Source organism: Streptomyces sp. NBC_00620, from assembly GCF_026341825.1.
Taxonomy (GTDB): Bacteria; Actinomycetota; Actinomycetes; order Streptomycetales; family Streptomycetaceae; genus Streptomyces.
The window spans coordinates 918,111-933,553 of record NZ_JAPENY010000002.1 but is presented as its reverse complement, the minus strand read 5'-3'; the positions used below and the strand labels follow the sequence as shown (position 1 = coordinate 933,553).

12 protein-coding genes and 1 tRNA gene are annotated in these 15,443 nt (G+C 70.3%); 8 read left to right on the top strand and 5 right to left on the bottom strand.

The window, feature by feature from the left end:
* Positions 1-44: 44 nt before the first annotated feature.
* The 3 genes from OG246_RS42815 to OG246_RS23365 all read right to left on the bottom strand — a co-directional run bounded on the left by OG246_RS42815 (position 45) and on the right by OG246_RS23365 (position 2,766).
* Positions 45-878 carry a chaplin family protein gene (locus OG246_RS42815; RefSeq protein WP_323178329.1) on the bottom strand — a complete coding sequence of 278 codons (834 nt, stop codon included), beginning with the start codon at positions 876-878 and terminating at the stop codon, positions 45-47.
* 151 nt (positions 879-1,029) lie between these two features.
* Complete coding sequence (gene chpH, locus OG246_RS23370; RefSeq protein ID WP_266466891.1) at positions 1,030-1,263, bottom strand: chaplin ChpH; 234 nt, start codon at positions 1,261-1,263, stop codon at positions 1,030-1,032.
* A gap of 177 nt (positions 1,264-1,440) precedes the next feature.
* Complete coding sequence (locus OG246_RS23365; RefSeq protein WP_266466888.1) at positions 1,441-2,766, bottom strand: M20/M25/M40 family metallo-hydrolase; 1,326 nt, start codon at positions 2,764-2,766, stop codon at positions 1,441-1,443.
* Positions 2,767-2,953: 187 nt separating this feature from the next.
* On the opposite strand from OG246_RS23365, the gene OG246_RS23360 reads away from it, so the two are divergent.
* Positions 2,954-3,041: transfer RNA gene (locus tag OG246_RS23360), tRNA-Leu, on the top strand.
* A 103-nt stretch (positions 3,042-3,144) separates the two neighbouring features.
* Here OG246_RS23360 and OG246_RS23355 read toward each other — a convergent pair.
* The gene (locus OG246_RS23355) at positions 3,145-4,344 is read right to left on the bottom strand and encodes a N(5)-(carboxyethyl)ornithine synthase (protein WP_266466885.1); all 1,200 of its coding nucleotides are present in this window, start codon (positions 4,342-4,344) and stop codon (positions 3,145-3,147) included.
* A 600-nt stretch (positions 4,345-4,944) separates the two neighbouring features.
* Between OG246_RS23355 and OG246_RS23350 the strand changes: the two genes are divergently transcribed.
* From OG246_RS23350 to OG246_RS23340, 3 genes are all read left to right on the top strand, one after another.
* A complete protein-coding gene (locus tag OG246_RS23350) occupies positions 4,945-8,820 on the top strand; it encodes a Pls/PosA family non-ribosomal peptide synthetase (protein ID WP_266466877.1) in 3,876 nt (1,291 codons plus the stop codon).
* Positions 8,821-8,897: 77 nt separating this feature from the next.
* Positions 8,898-10,280: a M1 family metallopeptidase gene (locus OG246_RS23345; RefSeq protein WP_266466873.1), complete on the top strand. Its 1,383-nt coding sequence runs from the start codon at positions 8,898-8,900 to the stop codon at positions 10,278-10,280.
* A 19-nt stretch (positions 10,281-10,299) separates the two neighbouring features.
* A complete protein-coding gene (locus OG246_RS23340; protein ID WP_266466871.1) occupies positions 10,300-10,674 on the top strand; it encodes a YchJ family protein in 375 nt (124 codons plus the stop codon).
* Positions 10,675-10,703: 29 nt separating this feature from the next.
* On the opposite strand, the gene OG246_RS23335 is transcribed toward OG246_RS23340, so the two are convergent.
* The gene (locus tag OG246_RS23335; RefSeq protein WP_266466868.1) at positions 10,704-11,405 is read right to left on the bottom strand and encodes a FadR/GntR family transcriptional regulator; all 702 of its coding nucleotides are present in this window, start codon (positions 11,403-11,405) and stop codon (positions 10,704-10,706) included.
* A 146-nt stretch (positions 11,406-11,551) separates the two neighbouring features.
* On the opposite strand from OG246_RS23335, the gene OG246_RS23330 reads away from it, so the two are divergent.
* Genes OG246_RS23330 through OG246_RS23315 form a run of 4 tightly spaced genes read left to right on the top strand, consistent with a single transcriptional unit; the run spans position 11,552 to position 15,379 of the window.
* Positions 11,552-12,079, top strand: a complete 528-nt coding sequence (locus tag OG246_RS23330; RefSeq protein ID WP_266466865.1) for a gluconokinase — start codon at positions 11,552-11,554, stop codon at positions 12,077-12,079.
* Positions 12,080-12,117: 38 nt separating this feature from the next.
* Complete coding sequence (locus tag OG246_RS23325) at positions 12,118-13,515, top strand: gluconate:H+ symporter (RefSeq protein ID WP_266466861.1); 1,398 nt, start codon at positions 12,118-12,120, stop codon at positions 13,513-13,515.
* 19 nt (positions 13,516-13,534) lie between these two features.
* A complete protein-coding gene (locus OG246_RS23320) occupies positions 13,535-14,293 on the top strand; it encodes an SDR family oxidoreductase (RefSeq protein WP_266466858.1) in 759 nt (252 codons plus the stop codon).
* A 60-nt stretch (positions 14,294-14,353) separates the two neighbouring features.
* Positions 14,354-15,379: an L-idonate 5-dehydrogenase gene (locus tag OG246_RS23315; RefSeq protein WP_266466854.1), complete on the top strand. Its 1,026-nt coding sequence runs from the start codon at positions 14,354-14,356 to the stop codon at positions 15,377-15,379.
* Positions 15,380-15,443: the final 64 nt, after the last annotated feature.

The window sequence follows — 15,443 nt, the reverse complement described above, 5'->3', positions numbered from 1 at the left end:
CTCACCACGGAAGGTTTGTGACGTTGTACTCACACCTGTGCCGCTTACGCCGCCGATCGCGCCCTGCGGTACAGCACGGCGCCGCCGAGCAGTGCGCCGATACCCGCCGGGACGATCGCGCCCAGCGGCAGGTCACCGCCGGTGTGGGCAAGCTGCTCGACACCCTCGGGCTGGGTGACGGACCGCGCGCCCAGGTGGTCGGCGTGCGCGGAACCGCCCGCGTTCTCCCCGCCCCAGCCGGCCGGCCCGGCAGGGTGGCCCGGGGTCCCCGGCGTCACCGGATGACCCGGCGTACCGGGATGTCCCGGCGTCCCCGGAGTGCCGGGCTCGCCCGGGTGTCCCGGCTGGCCGGGCTGCCACGGCTTGCCCGGAGTCGGCGCCTCGGGTCCGCCGCCGGGCGGGGTGGTGGAGTGCCCGCCACCTGCCCCGTTCCCGCACTCGTTGCCCGTCACGGCGTTGCCGACGCCGCCCACGTTCACGCTGTTGCCGCAGATGTTGACCGGCACGTCGATCGGCACCTGTACATGGTTGCCCGAGCCGACCCCCGGTGAGTTACTCGCATGCCCGCCCGCCTGCGAGCCACCGCCGGAATGGGACCCTCCGTCCCCGTAGCCGCCGGACGAACCGCTCCCGCCGCCCTTGTTGGCGCACTTGTTGCCCATCGCCGGGTTGAGCAGCCCCACGACGCTCACGGTGTTGCCGCAGACGTTGACCGGCGCGTGCACCGGCGCCTGCACCGTGTTGCCCGACAGCACGCCGGGCGAGTCCGAACTGGCGCCGTTCGCACCCGAGTCGGCATGTGCGTGACCGCCGGTGACGGCGAGTACGCCACTCGCTGCCGCCACGGTCATCAGGCCCTTGCGGGTGACCTGTCGCATAGCTATATCCCTGCCTTCGCCCTTGGCTTGGACCATCCGGAACGCGCACGCACCCGACCGACGCGTGCGCGGAAAAGCCGGTCGGCCCCGGAGCGCATGGCACGCGCTCCGGGGCCGACGGGCTCAAACCCTCATGGGATGAGGTGCAACGTCACTTGTTGATGCAGGTGTTGCCGAAGGCGGGGTTCAGCAGCCCGATCACCGAGACCGTGTTGCCGCAGACGTTCACCGGGACGTGAACGGGCACCTGGATGACGTTGCCGGAGGCAACACCCGGGGAGCCCACAGCGGCACCCTGGGCACCCGAGTCGGCGACGGCCAGGCCCGCACCCGCGAGAACCAGACCACCGGTGGCGGCCGCAGCGGCGACGATCTTCTTGATCATTATTCCTCCTTGTTGGCAAATGCGATCCCAGCTTCGGATCGCATCACCTGTAACGAGGGGGAAGTAATGGGGCTACGCGCTTATCGTCTCATTCACTCTTCTCAGTCAATTCCGCACAGGCTGGCGAATAGTGCAGTTTCGTTTCAGTGGGCCAATTCACCGCATCACCAGGCCCGTTCAGGAAGCGTCGATGAAGCGGTCGAGTACGCGCACGCCGAATTTCAGCGCGTCGACCGGCACCCGCTCGTCGACGCCGTGGAACATGCCCGCGAAGTCCAGCTCCGGCGGCAGCTTCAGCGGCGCGAAGCCGAAGCAGCGGACGCCGAGGTCGGCGAAGGACTTGGCGTCGGTGCCGGCGGACAGCATGTAGGGGACGGCGCGGGCGATCGGGTCCTCGGCGGACAGCGCGGTCTGCATCGCGTCGACAAGGGCCCCGTCGAAGGTGGTCTCCAGCGCCTTGTCGGAGTGCACGTCCTCGCGCTTCACCTTCGGGCCGAGAATCCGGTCCAGGTCGGCGAGGAATTCCTCCTCGTAGCCCGGCAGATAACGCCCGTCGACGTGCGCGGTCGCCTGTCCCGGAATCACGTTGACCTTGTAACCCGCGCCCAGCTGGGTCGGATTGGCGGTGTTCTGCAGGGAGGCGCCGATGAGCTTGGCGATGCCGCCGAGCTTGGCGAGCGTCGCGTCCATGTTCTCCGGGTCGAGCTCGGTGCCGAGCGCGTCGCCGAGTTCGTCGAGGAAGTGGCGCAGCGTCTTGGTCACCCGCACCGGGAACTTGTGCCGCCCGAGCCGCCCGACGGCCTCGGAGAGCTCGGTGATGGCGTTGTCCTTGTGGATCATCGAACCGTGCCCGGCGGTGCCGTCCACGGTCAGCTTCATCCAGTGCATGCCCTTCTGGGCGGTCTCGACGAGATACAACCGCAGCTTCTCGTTGACCGTGAAGGAGAACCCGCCGACCTCGCCGATCGCCTCCGTCACACCGTCGAAGAGGCCGGGGTGCTTGTCTACCAGGTGCCGCGCACCCCACGTGCCGCCCGCCTCCTCGTCCGCGAGGAAGGCGAGGACGATGTCACGGGGCGGCTTGCGGCCGCTGCGCATCCGGTCCCGTACGACCGCCAGCGTCATGGCGTCCATGTCCTTCATGTCAACCGCGCCCCGGCCCCACACACAGCCGTCGGCGATCTCGCCGGAGAAGGGGTGGTGGGTCCAGTCCTGGGCGTTGGCCGGTACGACATCGGTGTGGCCGTGGATGAGCAGCGCGGGGCGTGAGGGGTCCTCGCCCTCGATGCGGGCGACCGTGGAGGCGCGCCCCTGGTGCGACTCGAAGATCTGCGGTTCGAGCCCCACCTCGGCGAGCTTCTCGGCGACGTACTCGGCGGCCTTGCGCTCACCCGGCCCCGAGTGGTCCCCGTAGTTGCTGGTGTCGATCTGGATCAGCTCGCGACAGAGGTCCACGACCTCGTCCTCGCCAGAGACGCCCCTGGCCGTGCTCGACTCGCTCACGCTGCTTCCTCCCACTGTCACTGCTGGTGGTCCCCCCTCATCCTCTCTCCGACCCCCGCCCCGTCCAAGGCCGGACGCGGCCCGTCACACGCCGTTCACGCGGGAACGGGGCGTGATCGGGCGCCCTCGGAAGCCTGGTAATGTTTCCTCTGTCGCCGCGAGGGAAACCCCGCGCGACAGACACCTTGTCCGGGTGGCGGAATGGCAGACGCGCTAGCTTGAGGTGCTAGTGCCCTTTAACGGGCGTGGGGGTTCAAGTCCCCCCTCGGACACCAGATGGTTCTGTGCGAACGGTGCCGGTGGATTCTCCGCCGGCACCGTTCGCGTTTCGTCGTCGTACGTCAGCTTCCGTCGTCGTACGTCAACTCCGCGCGGCCATCAGCCGACCAGTGCCGGGGCCTGGGCCTGGGCCGAGGCGGGGGCCGGAATCTCTCGGGCGTGCGGGTAGGCGGCCGTCCGGTGCTGGAAGGAGAGGATCTTCGGGTTCCGGATGATGCCGTCGCGGATCTCGATGGCCTTGCTGACCGTGGCGTCGGCCTCCCATGCCGTGGGGCCACTCATGACCTTGCGCAGGTAGGGGAGGAGCGCCTCGCTGATCTCCCAGGTGGCGGAGTTCCACATGTGGGACGGGCTGTGGTCCACCCCGTAGTAGTGGCAGCCAGGACCGACCGTGGGCATGGGATCGCCGAAGGTGGTCGGGCGGGCCCATTCGAAGCCCATGCCCTCGTCGCAGGCGACGTCGACGAAGAAGGTCCCCGGCTTGAACTGGGCGAGTTCCTCGTCGGTGACGAACATCAGCGGTGAGTCGGTGTCCTGCAGTACGCAGTTGACGATGATGTCGAACCCGGCCAGGTACTCCGCGAGCGGCGCGGAACCGGCCGCGGTGATGGCCCGCAGCTTCGACGGATCGTCCGCCTGCTCCTCGAAGTGCCCCATCACGACCGACGGCATCGGCGAGGCCACCGCGGCGGCGGCGCGCTGGGTGAGCACGGTGACGTCGGAGACGCCCATGGCTCCCAGGCCCGTGACCGCTCCGCGTGCCGTGGCGCCGAAGCTGATGACCACCGCGCGCAGCCGGCGCCCGTAGCTGCCGGTCAGGCCGCCGAGCTGCAGGGCGTGCAACACCGAGCAGTAGCCCGCGAGTTCGTTGTTCTTGTGGAACACGTGGACGCTGAAGGCGCCCGTGGAGGTCCAGTGGTTCATGGCCTCCCAGGCGATGAGGGTGAGCTGCCGGTCGATGGCGAGCTGGGTCATCGTGTCGTCCTGCACGCAGTGCGGCCATCCCCACAGCACTTGGCCCTGGCGCAGTTCGGCGACGTCCTCGTGCATCGGTTTGGGCAGCATCAGGACATCGCACTCGGCGATCAGCTGTTCTCGGGAGCGCAGGCCCGCGACAAGGGGCCGCAGAGCATCGTCGCCGACGCCGAACCGCTCGCCGTAGCCCTGTTCAAGGAAGATCTTCTCGCGTACGTCGGGGCCGATCCGGCCGAGGTGCGCGGGGTGCAGGGGAAGTCGGAACTCGTTCTCCTTGTTGGAGGAGGAGATGACTCCCAGACTCATCAGGCTCGTGCGGCTCATACGCTTCCTCATTATTGAGTTCTTGTCGTGGCTGAGTGCCGGAACGCCTTGGGGCTCCCCGGAGACACCTCGGGGCGGGAAGGACCGCTAACGCGGAGCGCGGGACGGGATGCGGCAGTCGGCGCGACGGTTCGAGCGAGCAGTCATGGGGCGGCCCATTTCCGCCGGGCACGAGGTGCTCCGGCCTTGCCGTTCCCCGAGGGCGACGCTGAAACGGATGACGGCGTGCTAGGCGCTCGGTACCTGCAACCGTACTCCCCTGTGGGCTCCTCGAACCCCGCTGACGTGCGCAGGACCAGGTGGGGAGATCACCAACTCCGAGTGGAACCGCACCCATTGCATTGCCGTACGACGTGTTACGGCAAGATGTGGGGCAGATCTCGTCAGAGTGACAGATCCCCACGTCAGAGCACCAGCAGGGCACCGGAATCACTGGTTCCAGGGGCTCCCCGACGCCCCCTCACATGGCTGACGTGCAGGTACGCGACTAGCGTCGTACTAAAATTCCACGCTTGTTTGGAGCTGGACCGGAATATCCCCAGGCGTACCTGCGGGCCCACCAGCGCCCCGGACGCTCCGGGATCACCACGTGAGGACCCGATGGCAGCCCTAGAGCAAGGCCCTGCGCTCGCTCTGTTCGACGAGGAGGTGCGAGCGGAGTTCGGTGACCGCGCGCGCTTCTCCGCCTCCCCCGCCGCCTCCCCGCGCACGCTCGTGGACATCCTCGACGCCTCCGTCCGGGCGTACCCCGACGAGCCCGCCCTGGACGACGGTGAGCGCTCCCTCACCTACCGTGCGCTGGCCGTCGAGGTCGAGGCGCTGCGCCGCAGGCTCGCGGACGCCGGTGTCGGCCTCGGCGACCGGGTCGGCGTCCGGGTCCCCTCCGGCACCAACGACCTGTACGTCGCCATCCTCGCCGTACTGGCCGCCGGCGCCGCCTATGTGCCGGTGGACGCCGAGGACCCGGACGAGCGGGCCGAGCTGGTCTTCGGGGAGGCTCAGGTCCGCGCGGTCGTGGGGGCCGGGCACGAGCTGACCGTCACCGGCAGGAGCGAAACGCCCGCCGCCCGTCCCGGCACCGAGCACGACGCGTGGATCATCTTCACCTCGGGCTCCACAGGCAAGCCCAAGGGCGTGGCCGTCAGTCACCGCAGTGCCGCCGCCTTCGTCGACGCCGAGGCGGACCTCTTCCTCACCGAGGAACCGATCGGGCCCGCCGACCGGGTCATGGCGGGCCTCTCCGTCGCCTTCGACGCCTCCTGCGAGGAGATGTGGCTGGCCTGGCGGTACGGCGCCTGCCTGGTGCCCGTGCCGCGTTCCCAGGTGCGCAGCGGCGCCGACCTGGGGCCCTGGCTGGTGGAGCAGGAGATCACCGTCGTCTCGACCGTGCCGACGCTGGCCTCGCTGTGGGAGCCGGAGGCGCTCAACGAGGTCCGGCTGCTGATCTTCGGCGGCGAGGCCTGCCCGCCCGAGCTGGTCCAGCGCCTCGTCACCGAGGGGCGCGAGGTGTGGAACACCTACGGGCCCACCGAGGCGACCGTCGTGGCCTGCGCCTCCCTGATGACCGGCGAGGAGCCGATCCGGATCGGGCTGCCGCTGAACGGCTGGGAGCTGGCCGTCGTCGACGAGGCCGGGGAGCCCGTGGCGATGGGCGACAGCGGGCAGCTCGTCATCGGCGGGGTGGGGCTCGCCCGCTATCTCGACCCCGAGAAGGACGCCGAGAAGTACGCGCCGCTCGAGTCGCTGGGCTGGGAGCGGGCGTACCGCAGTGGTGACCTCGTCAAGGCGGAGCCCGAGGGACTGATCTTCCTCGGCCGGGCCGACGAGCAGATCAAGCTCGGCGGGCGCCGGATCGAGCTCGGCGAGGTGGACGCCGCTCTGCAGGCGCTGCCCGGTGTCGCGGGCGCCGCGGCCGCCGTACGGACCGCGCGCAGCGGCAACCAGCTGCTCGTCGGCTATGTCGTCACCCAGGAGGGCTGGGACCAGGCCGCGGCCGTCGAGAAGCTGCGCGCCGAGCTGCCCGCCGCCCTCGTCCCGCTGCTCGCGCCGGTCGAGGACCTGCCGACCCGGACCTCCGGCAAGGTCGACCGCAACGCGCTGCCCTGGCCGCTGGAGAACCTGGCGACCGGCGGCGCGAAGGAGCAGCTGTACGGCACCGAGGCCTGGCTCGCCGAGCAGTGGAGCGAGGTCCTCGGCATCCCCGTCGCCACCGCGTCCGACGACTTCTTCGCGATCGGCGGCGGCAGCCTCGCCGCCGCCCAGCTCACCACGAAGCTGCGCACCCGCTACGCCAGCGCCGCCGTCCTCGACATCTACCAGCAGCCCACCCTGCGCAAGCTCGCCCGGCACCTGGAGGAGTCCTCGCAGGACGACGGCGCCGAGCGGGTCATCGCGCCGGTTCCGCTGCGGACCAAGGCGACCCAGCTTCTTCTGCTGATCCCGCTGTTCACGCTCCTCGGTCTGCGCTGGACGGTGGCGCTGGCCGCGCTCGGGAACGTACTGCACTGGTTCGGGCCGTATCCGTGGGCGCCGACCGCCTCGTGGTGGCTCGTCGCCGCCGGGGCCCTCGTGCTCTTCAGCCCGCCGGGGCGCCTCGCGATCGCCGCGGGCGGTGCGCGGCTGCTGCTGCGGGGTGTGAAGGCGGGCCGCCACCCGCGCGGCGGCAGCGTGCATCTGCGGCTGTGGACCGCCGAGCGGCTGGTCGAGTTCAGTGGCGCGACCTCGCTGACCGGGTCCTGGCTGGAGCGGTACGCGCGCGCCCTGGGCGCCAAGATCGGTCCCGACGTGGATCTGCACTCGCTGCCGCCGGTGACCGGCATGCTCAAGCTGGGCCGGGGTGCCGCCGTGGAGTCCGAGGTGGACCTGTCGGGGCACTGGCTGGACGGTGACCGGCTGGAGATCGGTCCGGTGAAGGTGGGCGCGCACGCCGTGGTCGGTACGCGCAGCCTGCTGTTCCCCGGTGCGCGGGTGGGCAAGCGCGCCGAGGTGGCCGCCGGTTCCGCCGTGGCCGGGCATGTTCCCACCGGGCAGCGCTGGGCCGGAGCGCCCGCCGTGAAGCTCGGCAAGGCGAAGCGGGCCTGGCCCAAGGAGCGCCCGGCGCGTGGCACGTACTGGCGCGTGATGTACGGCGTGACCGGCTTCGCGCTGTCCGCGCTGCCGCTGGTCGCGGGACTTGCCGCACTGCTCGTGGCGCATCAGTTCGTGAGCGCGGACGCCGGGCTCGCTGAAGCCCTGCGCGGTGCGGCGGTGGCCCTGGTGCCGGCGACGCTCGCCTTCGGCCTCGCGTACGCGCTGCTGCTCCTGATCGCCGTACGGCTGCTGAGCCTCGGGCTGCGCGCGGGTACGTATCCGACGCACAGCCGGATCGGCTGGCAGGCCTGGACGGTCACGCAGCTGATGGACCGCTCGCGGGACACGCTGTTCCCGCTGTACGCCGGGCTGATCACGCCGGTGTGGCTGCGGCTGCTCGGGATGAAGATCGGGCGGGGCGCCGAGGTGTCCACCGTGCTCGCGCTGCCTAGCCTCACCACCGTCGGCGAGGGCGCGTTCCTCGCGGACGACACACTCACCGCGCCGTATGAGCTCGGCGGTGGCTGGGTGAAGATCGGGCGGGCCGAGATCGGGCGCCGGGCGTTCCTCGGGAACTCCGGGATGACCGCGCCCGGCCGCAGCGTGCCGGACGGCGGTCTGGTCGGAGTGCTGTCGGCGACGCCGAAGAAGGCGAAGAAGGGCAGCTCCTATCTGGGGCTGCCGCCGATGAAGCTGCCGCGTGCCGCGCAGGGCGGCGATCAGAGCCGTACATACGACCCGCCCGCGCACCTGCTGTGGGCACGCGGTCTGGTGGAGCTGTGCCGGATCGTGCCGGTGTTCTGCTCGGCGGCGCTTGCCGTACTGACGGTGGCCGCGCTGAGTGCGCTGGGGGCATGGGCCTGGGCGCTCGCCGGGGTGGTGCTGCTCGGCGTGGGCGCGCTCGCGTGTGTGCTGTCCATCGTGGCGAAGTGGGTACTCGTGGGGCGGCACCGGGCGGGCGAGCACCCGCTGTGGAGCAGCTTCGTGTGGCGCAATGAGCTGGCGGACACCTTCGTCGAGGTGGTGGCCGTGCCGTGGCTGGCGGGTTCCGTGCCGGGTACGCCGCTGATGACGGCGTGGCTGCGCGGGCTCGGTGCCCGGATCGGCAAGGGCGCCTGGGTCGAGAGTTACTGGCTGCCCGAGACGGACCTGGTGTCGCTCGGCGATGCTTCCACCGTGAATCGGGGCTGTGTCCTGCAGACTCACCTCTTCCACGACCGGATCTTGCGGACGGATACTGTTGTCCTCCGTGAGGGCGCCACCCTGGGTCCGGGCGGAATCGTCCTGCCCGGCAGCACCGTCGGGGCCCGTTCCACACTGGGTCCCGCGTCGCTCGTGATGGCGGCGGAGTCCGTTCCCGACGACACCCGCTGGCTGGGCAACCCGATCGAGTCATGGCGTTCATAGAAGCGAAGGCCGGATCGGATACGAAGGGCGGTGTACCGGCACGTCGTACGAGCACAGGGCAGGGAGCAGACGCAGCAGTGAGCGTTCAGCAGACAGTGGGATCGGACCCGTACTTCCCGGCCAACGGTGATCCCCGCTACCGGGTGCACCGGTACGAACTCGCGCTGGACTACCGCCCCGGCCCGAACCGGCTCTCCGGCACCGTGCGGCTCAACGCCATAGCGGGCCGCTCCCCGCTCACCGAGTTCCACCTGAACCTGGCCGACTTCCGGATCGGCCGGGTCCGTGTCGACGGCAAGGCACCGCACTACACGCACCGCGGCGGCAAGCTGCGCATCCGTCCCCCGAAGCCGATCCGGGCCGGTGCCGCCTTCACCGTCGAGGTGCACTGGGCCGGCAATCCCAAGCCGGTGAACAGCCCCTGGGGCGGGCTCGGTTGGGAGGAGCTCGAGGACGGGGCTCTGGTGGCGAGCCAGCCGATCGGCGCGCCCTCCTGGTATCCGTGCAACGACCGCCCGGCCGACAAGGCCGCCTACCAGATCTCGATCACCACACCGTCCGCGTACTCGGTGGTGGCCGGTGGCCGGCTGCTGACCCGTACGACGCGGGCTTCGACGACCACCTGGGTCTACGAGCAGTCGGCGCCGACGTCCAGCTATCTGGTCGGCCTTTCGATCGGGAAGTACCAGACGGTGCTGCTCGGCGACCCGGGCCTCGGCGGCGTGCCGCAGACCGGTCATCTGCCCGCCGATCTGCTCTCCGAGTTCTCCCGGGACTTCGCGCGGCAGCCCGCGATGATGGAGCTGTTCGAGGATCTCTTCGGGCCCTATCCGTTCGGCGAGTACGCGGTGGTGGTGACGGAGGAGGAGCTCGATGTGCCCGTCGAGGCACAGGGGTTGTCGCTGTTCGGTGCCAACCACGTGGACGGGGCACGCGGTTCGGAGCGGCTGATCGCGCACGAGCTGGCGCACCAGTGGTTCGGCAACAGCGTGTCCATCGCGGACTGGCGGCACATCTGGCTGAACGAGGGGTTCGCCAAGTACGCGGAGTGGCTGTGGTCGGAGCGTTCCGGCGGCCGCGGGGCGCATCAACTCGCCGCCGCCGCCCACCGGAAGCTGTCCGCGCTGCCGCAGGACCTGTGTCTGTCCGACCCGGGGCGCAAGCTGATGTTCGACGACCGGCTCTACGAGCGCGGCGGGCTCGTCCTGCACGCGCTCCGCTGCGCGATGGGTGACGAAGCCTTCTTCCGCATGCTGCGCGGATGGGCCACTCAGTACCGGGGCGGCGCAGTGACGACAGCCGCTTTCACCGCGCATGTCACCCGCTACGCGGCCGAACCCCTGGACGACATGTTCGCCGCATGGCTGGACAAGAGGGCGCTCCCTCCGCTGCCCTCGCCCACGGCCTCTCGGCTTCCGGCGCGGCCCACCTACCCGCCGACCAACGCCGACTCGGCGTAGACGCAGAGGGATTCGCACCATGACCAGTCGCTCCTGCCCGTGCGGGCTTCCCCGGGCGTACGAGGAGTGCTGCGGGCGCTACCACTCGGGTGCTGCGGCCGCGCCGACCGCCGAGGCGCTGATGCGGTCGCGGTACGCCGCCTTCGTACGGCAGGACGAGAAGTACCTCCTGCGGACCTGGCACCCACGCACCCGGCCCGCCTCCGTCGACTTCGATCCCGGGATGCGGTGGACCGGCCTCGAGATCCTGGAGACGGGTGACGGCTCCGCGTTCCACTCGGCGGGGACCGTGACCTTCCGGGCCTCCTACCGGGGCGGCTCGCTGCATGAGCGCAGCCGCTTCGAGCGGGTCGACGGCGCGTGGGTGTACGTGGACGGGGACTTCATCCAGTAGCCGCTACGGCCGACTACATCCAGTAGCCGCTACGGCGCCAGTATGTCCAGCTCCTGGAGCGCGCCCACCGTGATCTCGCGGGTGAGTGCCTCGGCGCGGGCCGCGTCGCCCTCGCGGACGGCCTCCGCGACCTGGACGTGGAGGGTGACGGCCGCGGGGTCGGGGTCCTCGAACATGACCTCGTGGTGGGTGCGGCCCGCCAGGACCTCCGCGACGACATCGCCGAGCCGGGCGAACATCTCGTTGCCCGAGGCGTTGAGGATCACCCGGTGGAAGGCGACGTCGTGGACGAGATACCCCTCCAGCTGATGGCCGCGTGAGGTGCCGACCATGCCGAGCGCGCACTCGGTGAGTTCGGCGCACTGCGCGGCGGTGGCGTGCTTGGCGGCGAGGCCCGCGGCGATCGGTTCGACGGCGGAGCGCAGCACGGTGAGCGAACGCAGCTGGTGGGGGCGGTCGGCTCCGGCCAGCCGCCAGCGGATGACCTGAGGGTCGTACACGTTCCACTCGACCTTGGGCAGGACCGTCACGCCGACGCGGCGGCGGGACTCGACCAGGTGCATGGACTCGAGCACCCGGACCGCCTCACGCATCACGGAGCGTGACACCTCGAAGCGCTGGGCGAGTTCGTCCGTGCGCAGCACGCTGCCCGGCGGGTACTCGCCCGCGGTGATCGCCGGCCCGAGGGTTCCCAGTACATGTTCGTGCAGGCCCCGGCCCCGTGTGCTCATGGAGCCAGCGTACGAGTCCGCCCCTCGGAACAAAAAGTCAGACTTATATGTCACAGACTCTTGAATTTGTCGTACCTAATGCGTTTCAGTGTCGTCGACATCGGATGTCAGGTGTCGACGTAGACGATGAAGACAGCGAGAGCACGATGCAGCTGACGCGCACCCCCCACGTCGTCGTGGTCATGGGCGTCGCAGGCACCGGGAAGACCACCATCGGTCCCCTGCTTGCGGCCCGGCTCGGCGTTCCGTACGCCGAGGGCGACGACTTCCACCCCCAGGCCAACATCGCCAAGATGTCGGCCGGGACCCCGCTCACCGACGAGGACCGGTGGCCGTGGCTCGACGCCATCGGGCGCTGGGCGCACGAGCGGGCGGGGCTCGGCGGGGTCGTCAGCAGCTCGGCGCTGAAGCGCGGCTACCGGGACCGGCTGCGGGCGGCGGCGCCCGGAGTCGTGTTCGTGCACCTCACCGGTGACCGCGCGCTCATCGAGGACCGGATGTCGCACCGCCAGGGGCACTTCATGCCCACGGCGCTCCTGGACTCCCAGTTCGCCACCCTCCAGCCGCTGGAGGCGGACGAGGCGGGTGTCGCCGTGGATGTCTCCGGCGACCCCGGAGAGATCACCGAGCGGGCCGTGGCCGCACTCCGCGACCTGCCCCAGCCCTCCAACTAACCCCCTTTTGCCGATCTTTCTCACGTAAGGGAACCACCGTGACCAGACTCAGCGCCGAGATGCTGGCAGCGGACACCGTCGAGCCGATCACCTCGGCCGGCCATGCTCAGCTGGGTATCGCCGTGCTGGCGGGCATCGCCGTCATCGTCCTGCTCATCACCAAGTTCAAAGTGCACGCCTTCCTGGCCCTGACCATCGGCTCGCTCGCCCTCGGCGCGTTCGCCGGAGCGCCGCTGGACAAGGTCATCGTCAGCTTCACGACCGGGCTCGGCTCGACCGTCGCCGGCGTGGGCGTCCTGATCGCGCTCGGCGCGATCCTCGGCAAGCTGCTGGCCGACTCCGGCGGCGCCGACCAGATCGTCGACACGATCCTCGCCAAGGCGGGTGGGCGTGCCATGCCGTGGGCGATGGTGCTGATCGCCTCGGTGATCGGTCTGCCGCTGTTCTTTGAAGTCGGCATCGTGCTCCTTATCCCGGTCGTCCTGATGGTCGCCAAGCGCGGCAACTACTCCCTGATGCGCATCGGCATCCCGGCCCTCGCCGGCCTGTCCGTGATGCACGGCCTGATCCCGCCGCACCCCGGCCCGCTGGTCGCGATCGACGCGGTGGGTGCCAACCTCGGCCTCACGCTGGCTCTCGGCATCCTGGTGGCCATCCCCACGGTGATCATCGCGGGTCCGGTCTTCTCGAAGTGCGCCGCCCGGTGGGTGGACGTCCCGGCCCCCGACAAGATGATCCCCGCCCGCGCCTCCGAGGACCTGGAGAAGCGCCCCAGCTTCGGCGCCACCATCGCGACCATGCTGCTCCCGGTCGTGCTGATGCTGGCCAAGGCGCTGGTGGACATCGTCGTGGACGACCCCACGCACATGATCCAGCGCGTCTTCGACGTGATCGGCTCGCCGCTGATCGCGCTGCTCGCCGCCGTGATAGTCGGCATGTTCACCCTGGGCCGCGCGGCCGGCTTCACCAAGGACCGGCTGTCGACGACCGTCGAGAAGTCGCTCGCCCCGATCGCGGGCATCCTGCTGATCGTCGGCGCGGGCGGCGGCTTCAAGCAGACGCTGATCGACTCGGGCGTGGGCCAGATGATCCTGGACATCTCCAAGGACTGGTCGATCCCCGCGCTGCTGCTCGCCTGGCTGATCGCGGTGGCGATCCGGCTCGCGACCGGTTCGGCGACCGTCGCCACCATCTCGGCCGCCGGTCTCGTCGCACCCCTCGCGGCCGACATGTCGACCGCGCACGTCTCCCTCCTGGTGCTGGCGATCGGCGCGGGCTCGCTCTTCTTCAGCCATGTCAACGACGCCGGGTTCTGGCTGGTCAAGGAGTACTTCGGCCTGAACGTCGGCCAGACCATCAAGACGTGGTCGGTCATGGAGACGATCATCTCGGTGGTCGCGGGCGGGCTGGTCCTGCTGCTGTCGCTAGTGATCTAAGTGATCTAGGGGTACGGGTATGAGTCACCCTCTGTTCGACATCAGCGGCCGTACGGCGCTGGTCACCGGGTCCAGTCGCGGCATCGGGTTCGCGCTGGCCCGGGGCCTTGCGGAGGCCGGCTGCACGGTGGTGCTCAACGGGCGCGACGGCGAACGGCTCAGCAAGGCCGCGTCGGAGCTGCCCGGTGAGATCCACACCGCGGCGTTCGACGTCACCGACGGTCCGTCGGTCGCCGCCGGAATAGCGGACGTTGAGGAGCGGGTGGGTCCGCTCGACATCCTCGTCAACAACGCCGGTATGCAACTGCGGGCCCCGCTCCTGGAGTTCACGGACGCCGACTGGCACCGGATCCTGAACACGAACCTGACGAGTGCGTTTCTGGTCGGACGTGAGGCCGCGCGCGGGATGACCGAGCGCGGCCACGGAAAGATCATCAACATCTGCTCCCTGCAGAGCGAGGTCGTCCGTCCGGGCATCGCCCCGTACGCGGCCACCAAGGGCGCGCTGAAGATGCTCACCAAGGGCATGTGCGCGGACTGGGGTCCTCGCGGAGTGCAGGTCAACGGGCTCGGGCCCGGTTACATCGAGACCGAGCTGACCCAACCCCTGGTGGCCGACGAGGAGTTCAGCGCGTGGGTGCGGCGGCGTACGCCGGCCGGGCGCTGGGGCCGTACGGAGGATCTGGTCGGCGGGGTGCTGTTCCTCGCCTCTCCCGCGGCGGACTTCGTCAGCGGGCAGGTGCTGTACGTCGACGGCGGCATGACGAGTGTGCTGTGACGTGCCTGGCGAGTGTGCTGTGACGCGGCATGACAAGTGCGCGGTGAAGGGAGCCCGACCATGCTCGGCTGTGTGATCCACGGTGAGAACGACCTGCGGGTCGACGAGTTGCCCGCGCCCTCCCCCGGTCCCGGGCAGGCCCTGGTCGCCGTCCGGTACGGCGGGGTGTGCGGGTCCGACCTGCACTACTGGCGGCACGGCGGGGTCGGCGACTTCCGGCTGCGGGAGCCGATGGTGCTGGGGCACGAGGTCGTGGGAACGGTGCTGTCGTACGGTGACGGCGCCTCAGGTCCCGTACCGGGAACGGCTGTTGCCGTGCACCCCGCGACTCCGTGCGGCGTGTGTCCCGAGTGTGCCGACGGGCGCCGGAACGTGTGCCGTGACACCCGGTATCTGGGGAGCGCGGCGCGGATGCCGCACATCCAGGGCGGGTTCTCCGCCCAAGTTACCGTGCCCACCGAGCAGTTGCGGGCACTGCCCGCTGGACTCGAGCTGCGCCGGGCGGCGCTCGCCGAGCCCTTGTCCGTCGCACTGCACGCGGTACGGCGGGCCGGCTCCGTGTCCGGGCGGCATGTGCTGGTGACGGGGGCCGGGCCCATCGGCTGCCTGGTGGTGGCCGCCGCGAAGGCCGCGGGCGCCGCGCGGGTGACGGCCACCGATCTCCTGCCGGAGGCACTGGCGTACGCCGCCTCGGCGGGCGCGGACTCGGTCGTACGGGCCGACGACCCCGGCGATCCCGGGTGGCCGTCGGAGGTCGACGTCGCCATCGAGGCGTCCGGTGTCGCCGCGGGTCTGGACACCTGCCTCCGCCTCGTACGGCGTGGCGGGGTCGTCGTGCAGCTCGGCATGCTGCCGCCGGGGCTGAGCTCCTTCGCGGGCAACCTGGTCGTCAGCCGGGAGATCGAACTGCGGGGCGCTTTCCGCTTCGACACCGAGTTCGACGAGGCGCTGACACTGCTCGCGGCCGAGCCGGCGTTCGACGGGCTGATCAGTGCGGTGGTGCCGGTGCGGGAGGCGGAATCGGCGTTCGCACTGGCCGCCGACCGCGGGCGGTCCTGCAAGGTGCTGCTCGACTTCGCCTCCTGAGCAACCTCTGACCACTGCTGTCGCTGCCTGGCGGAATCGACTTCCCGCCGGGCGGCGACGGTCC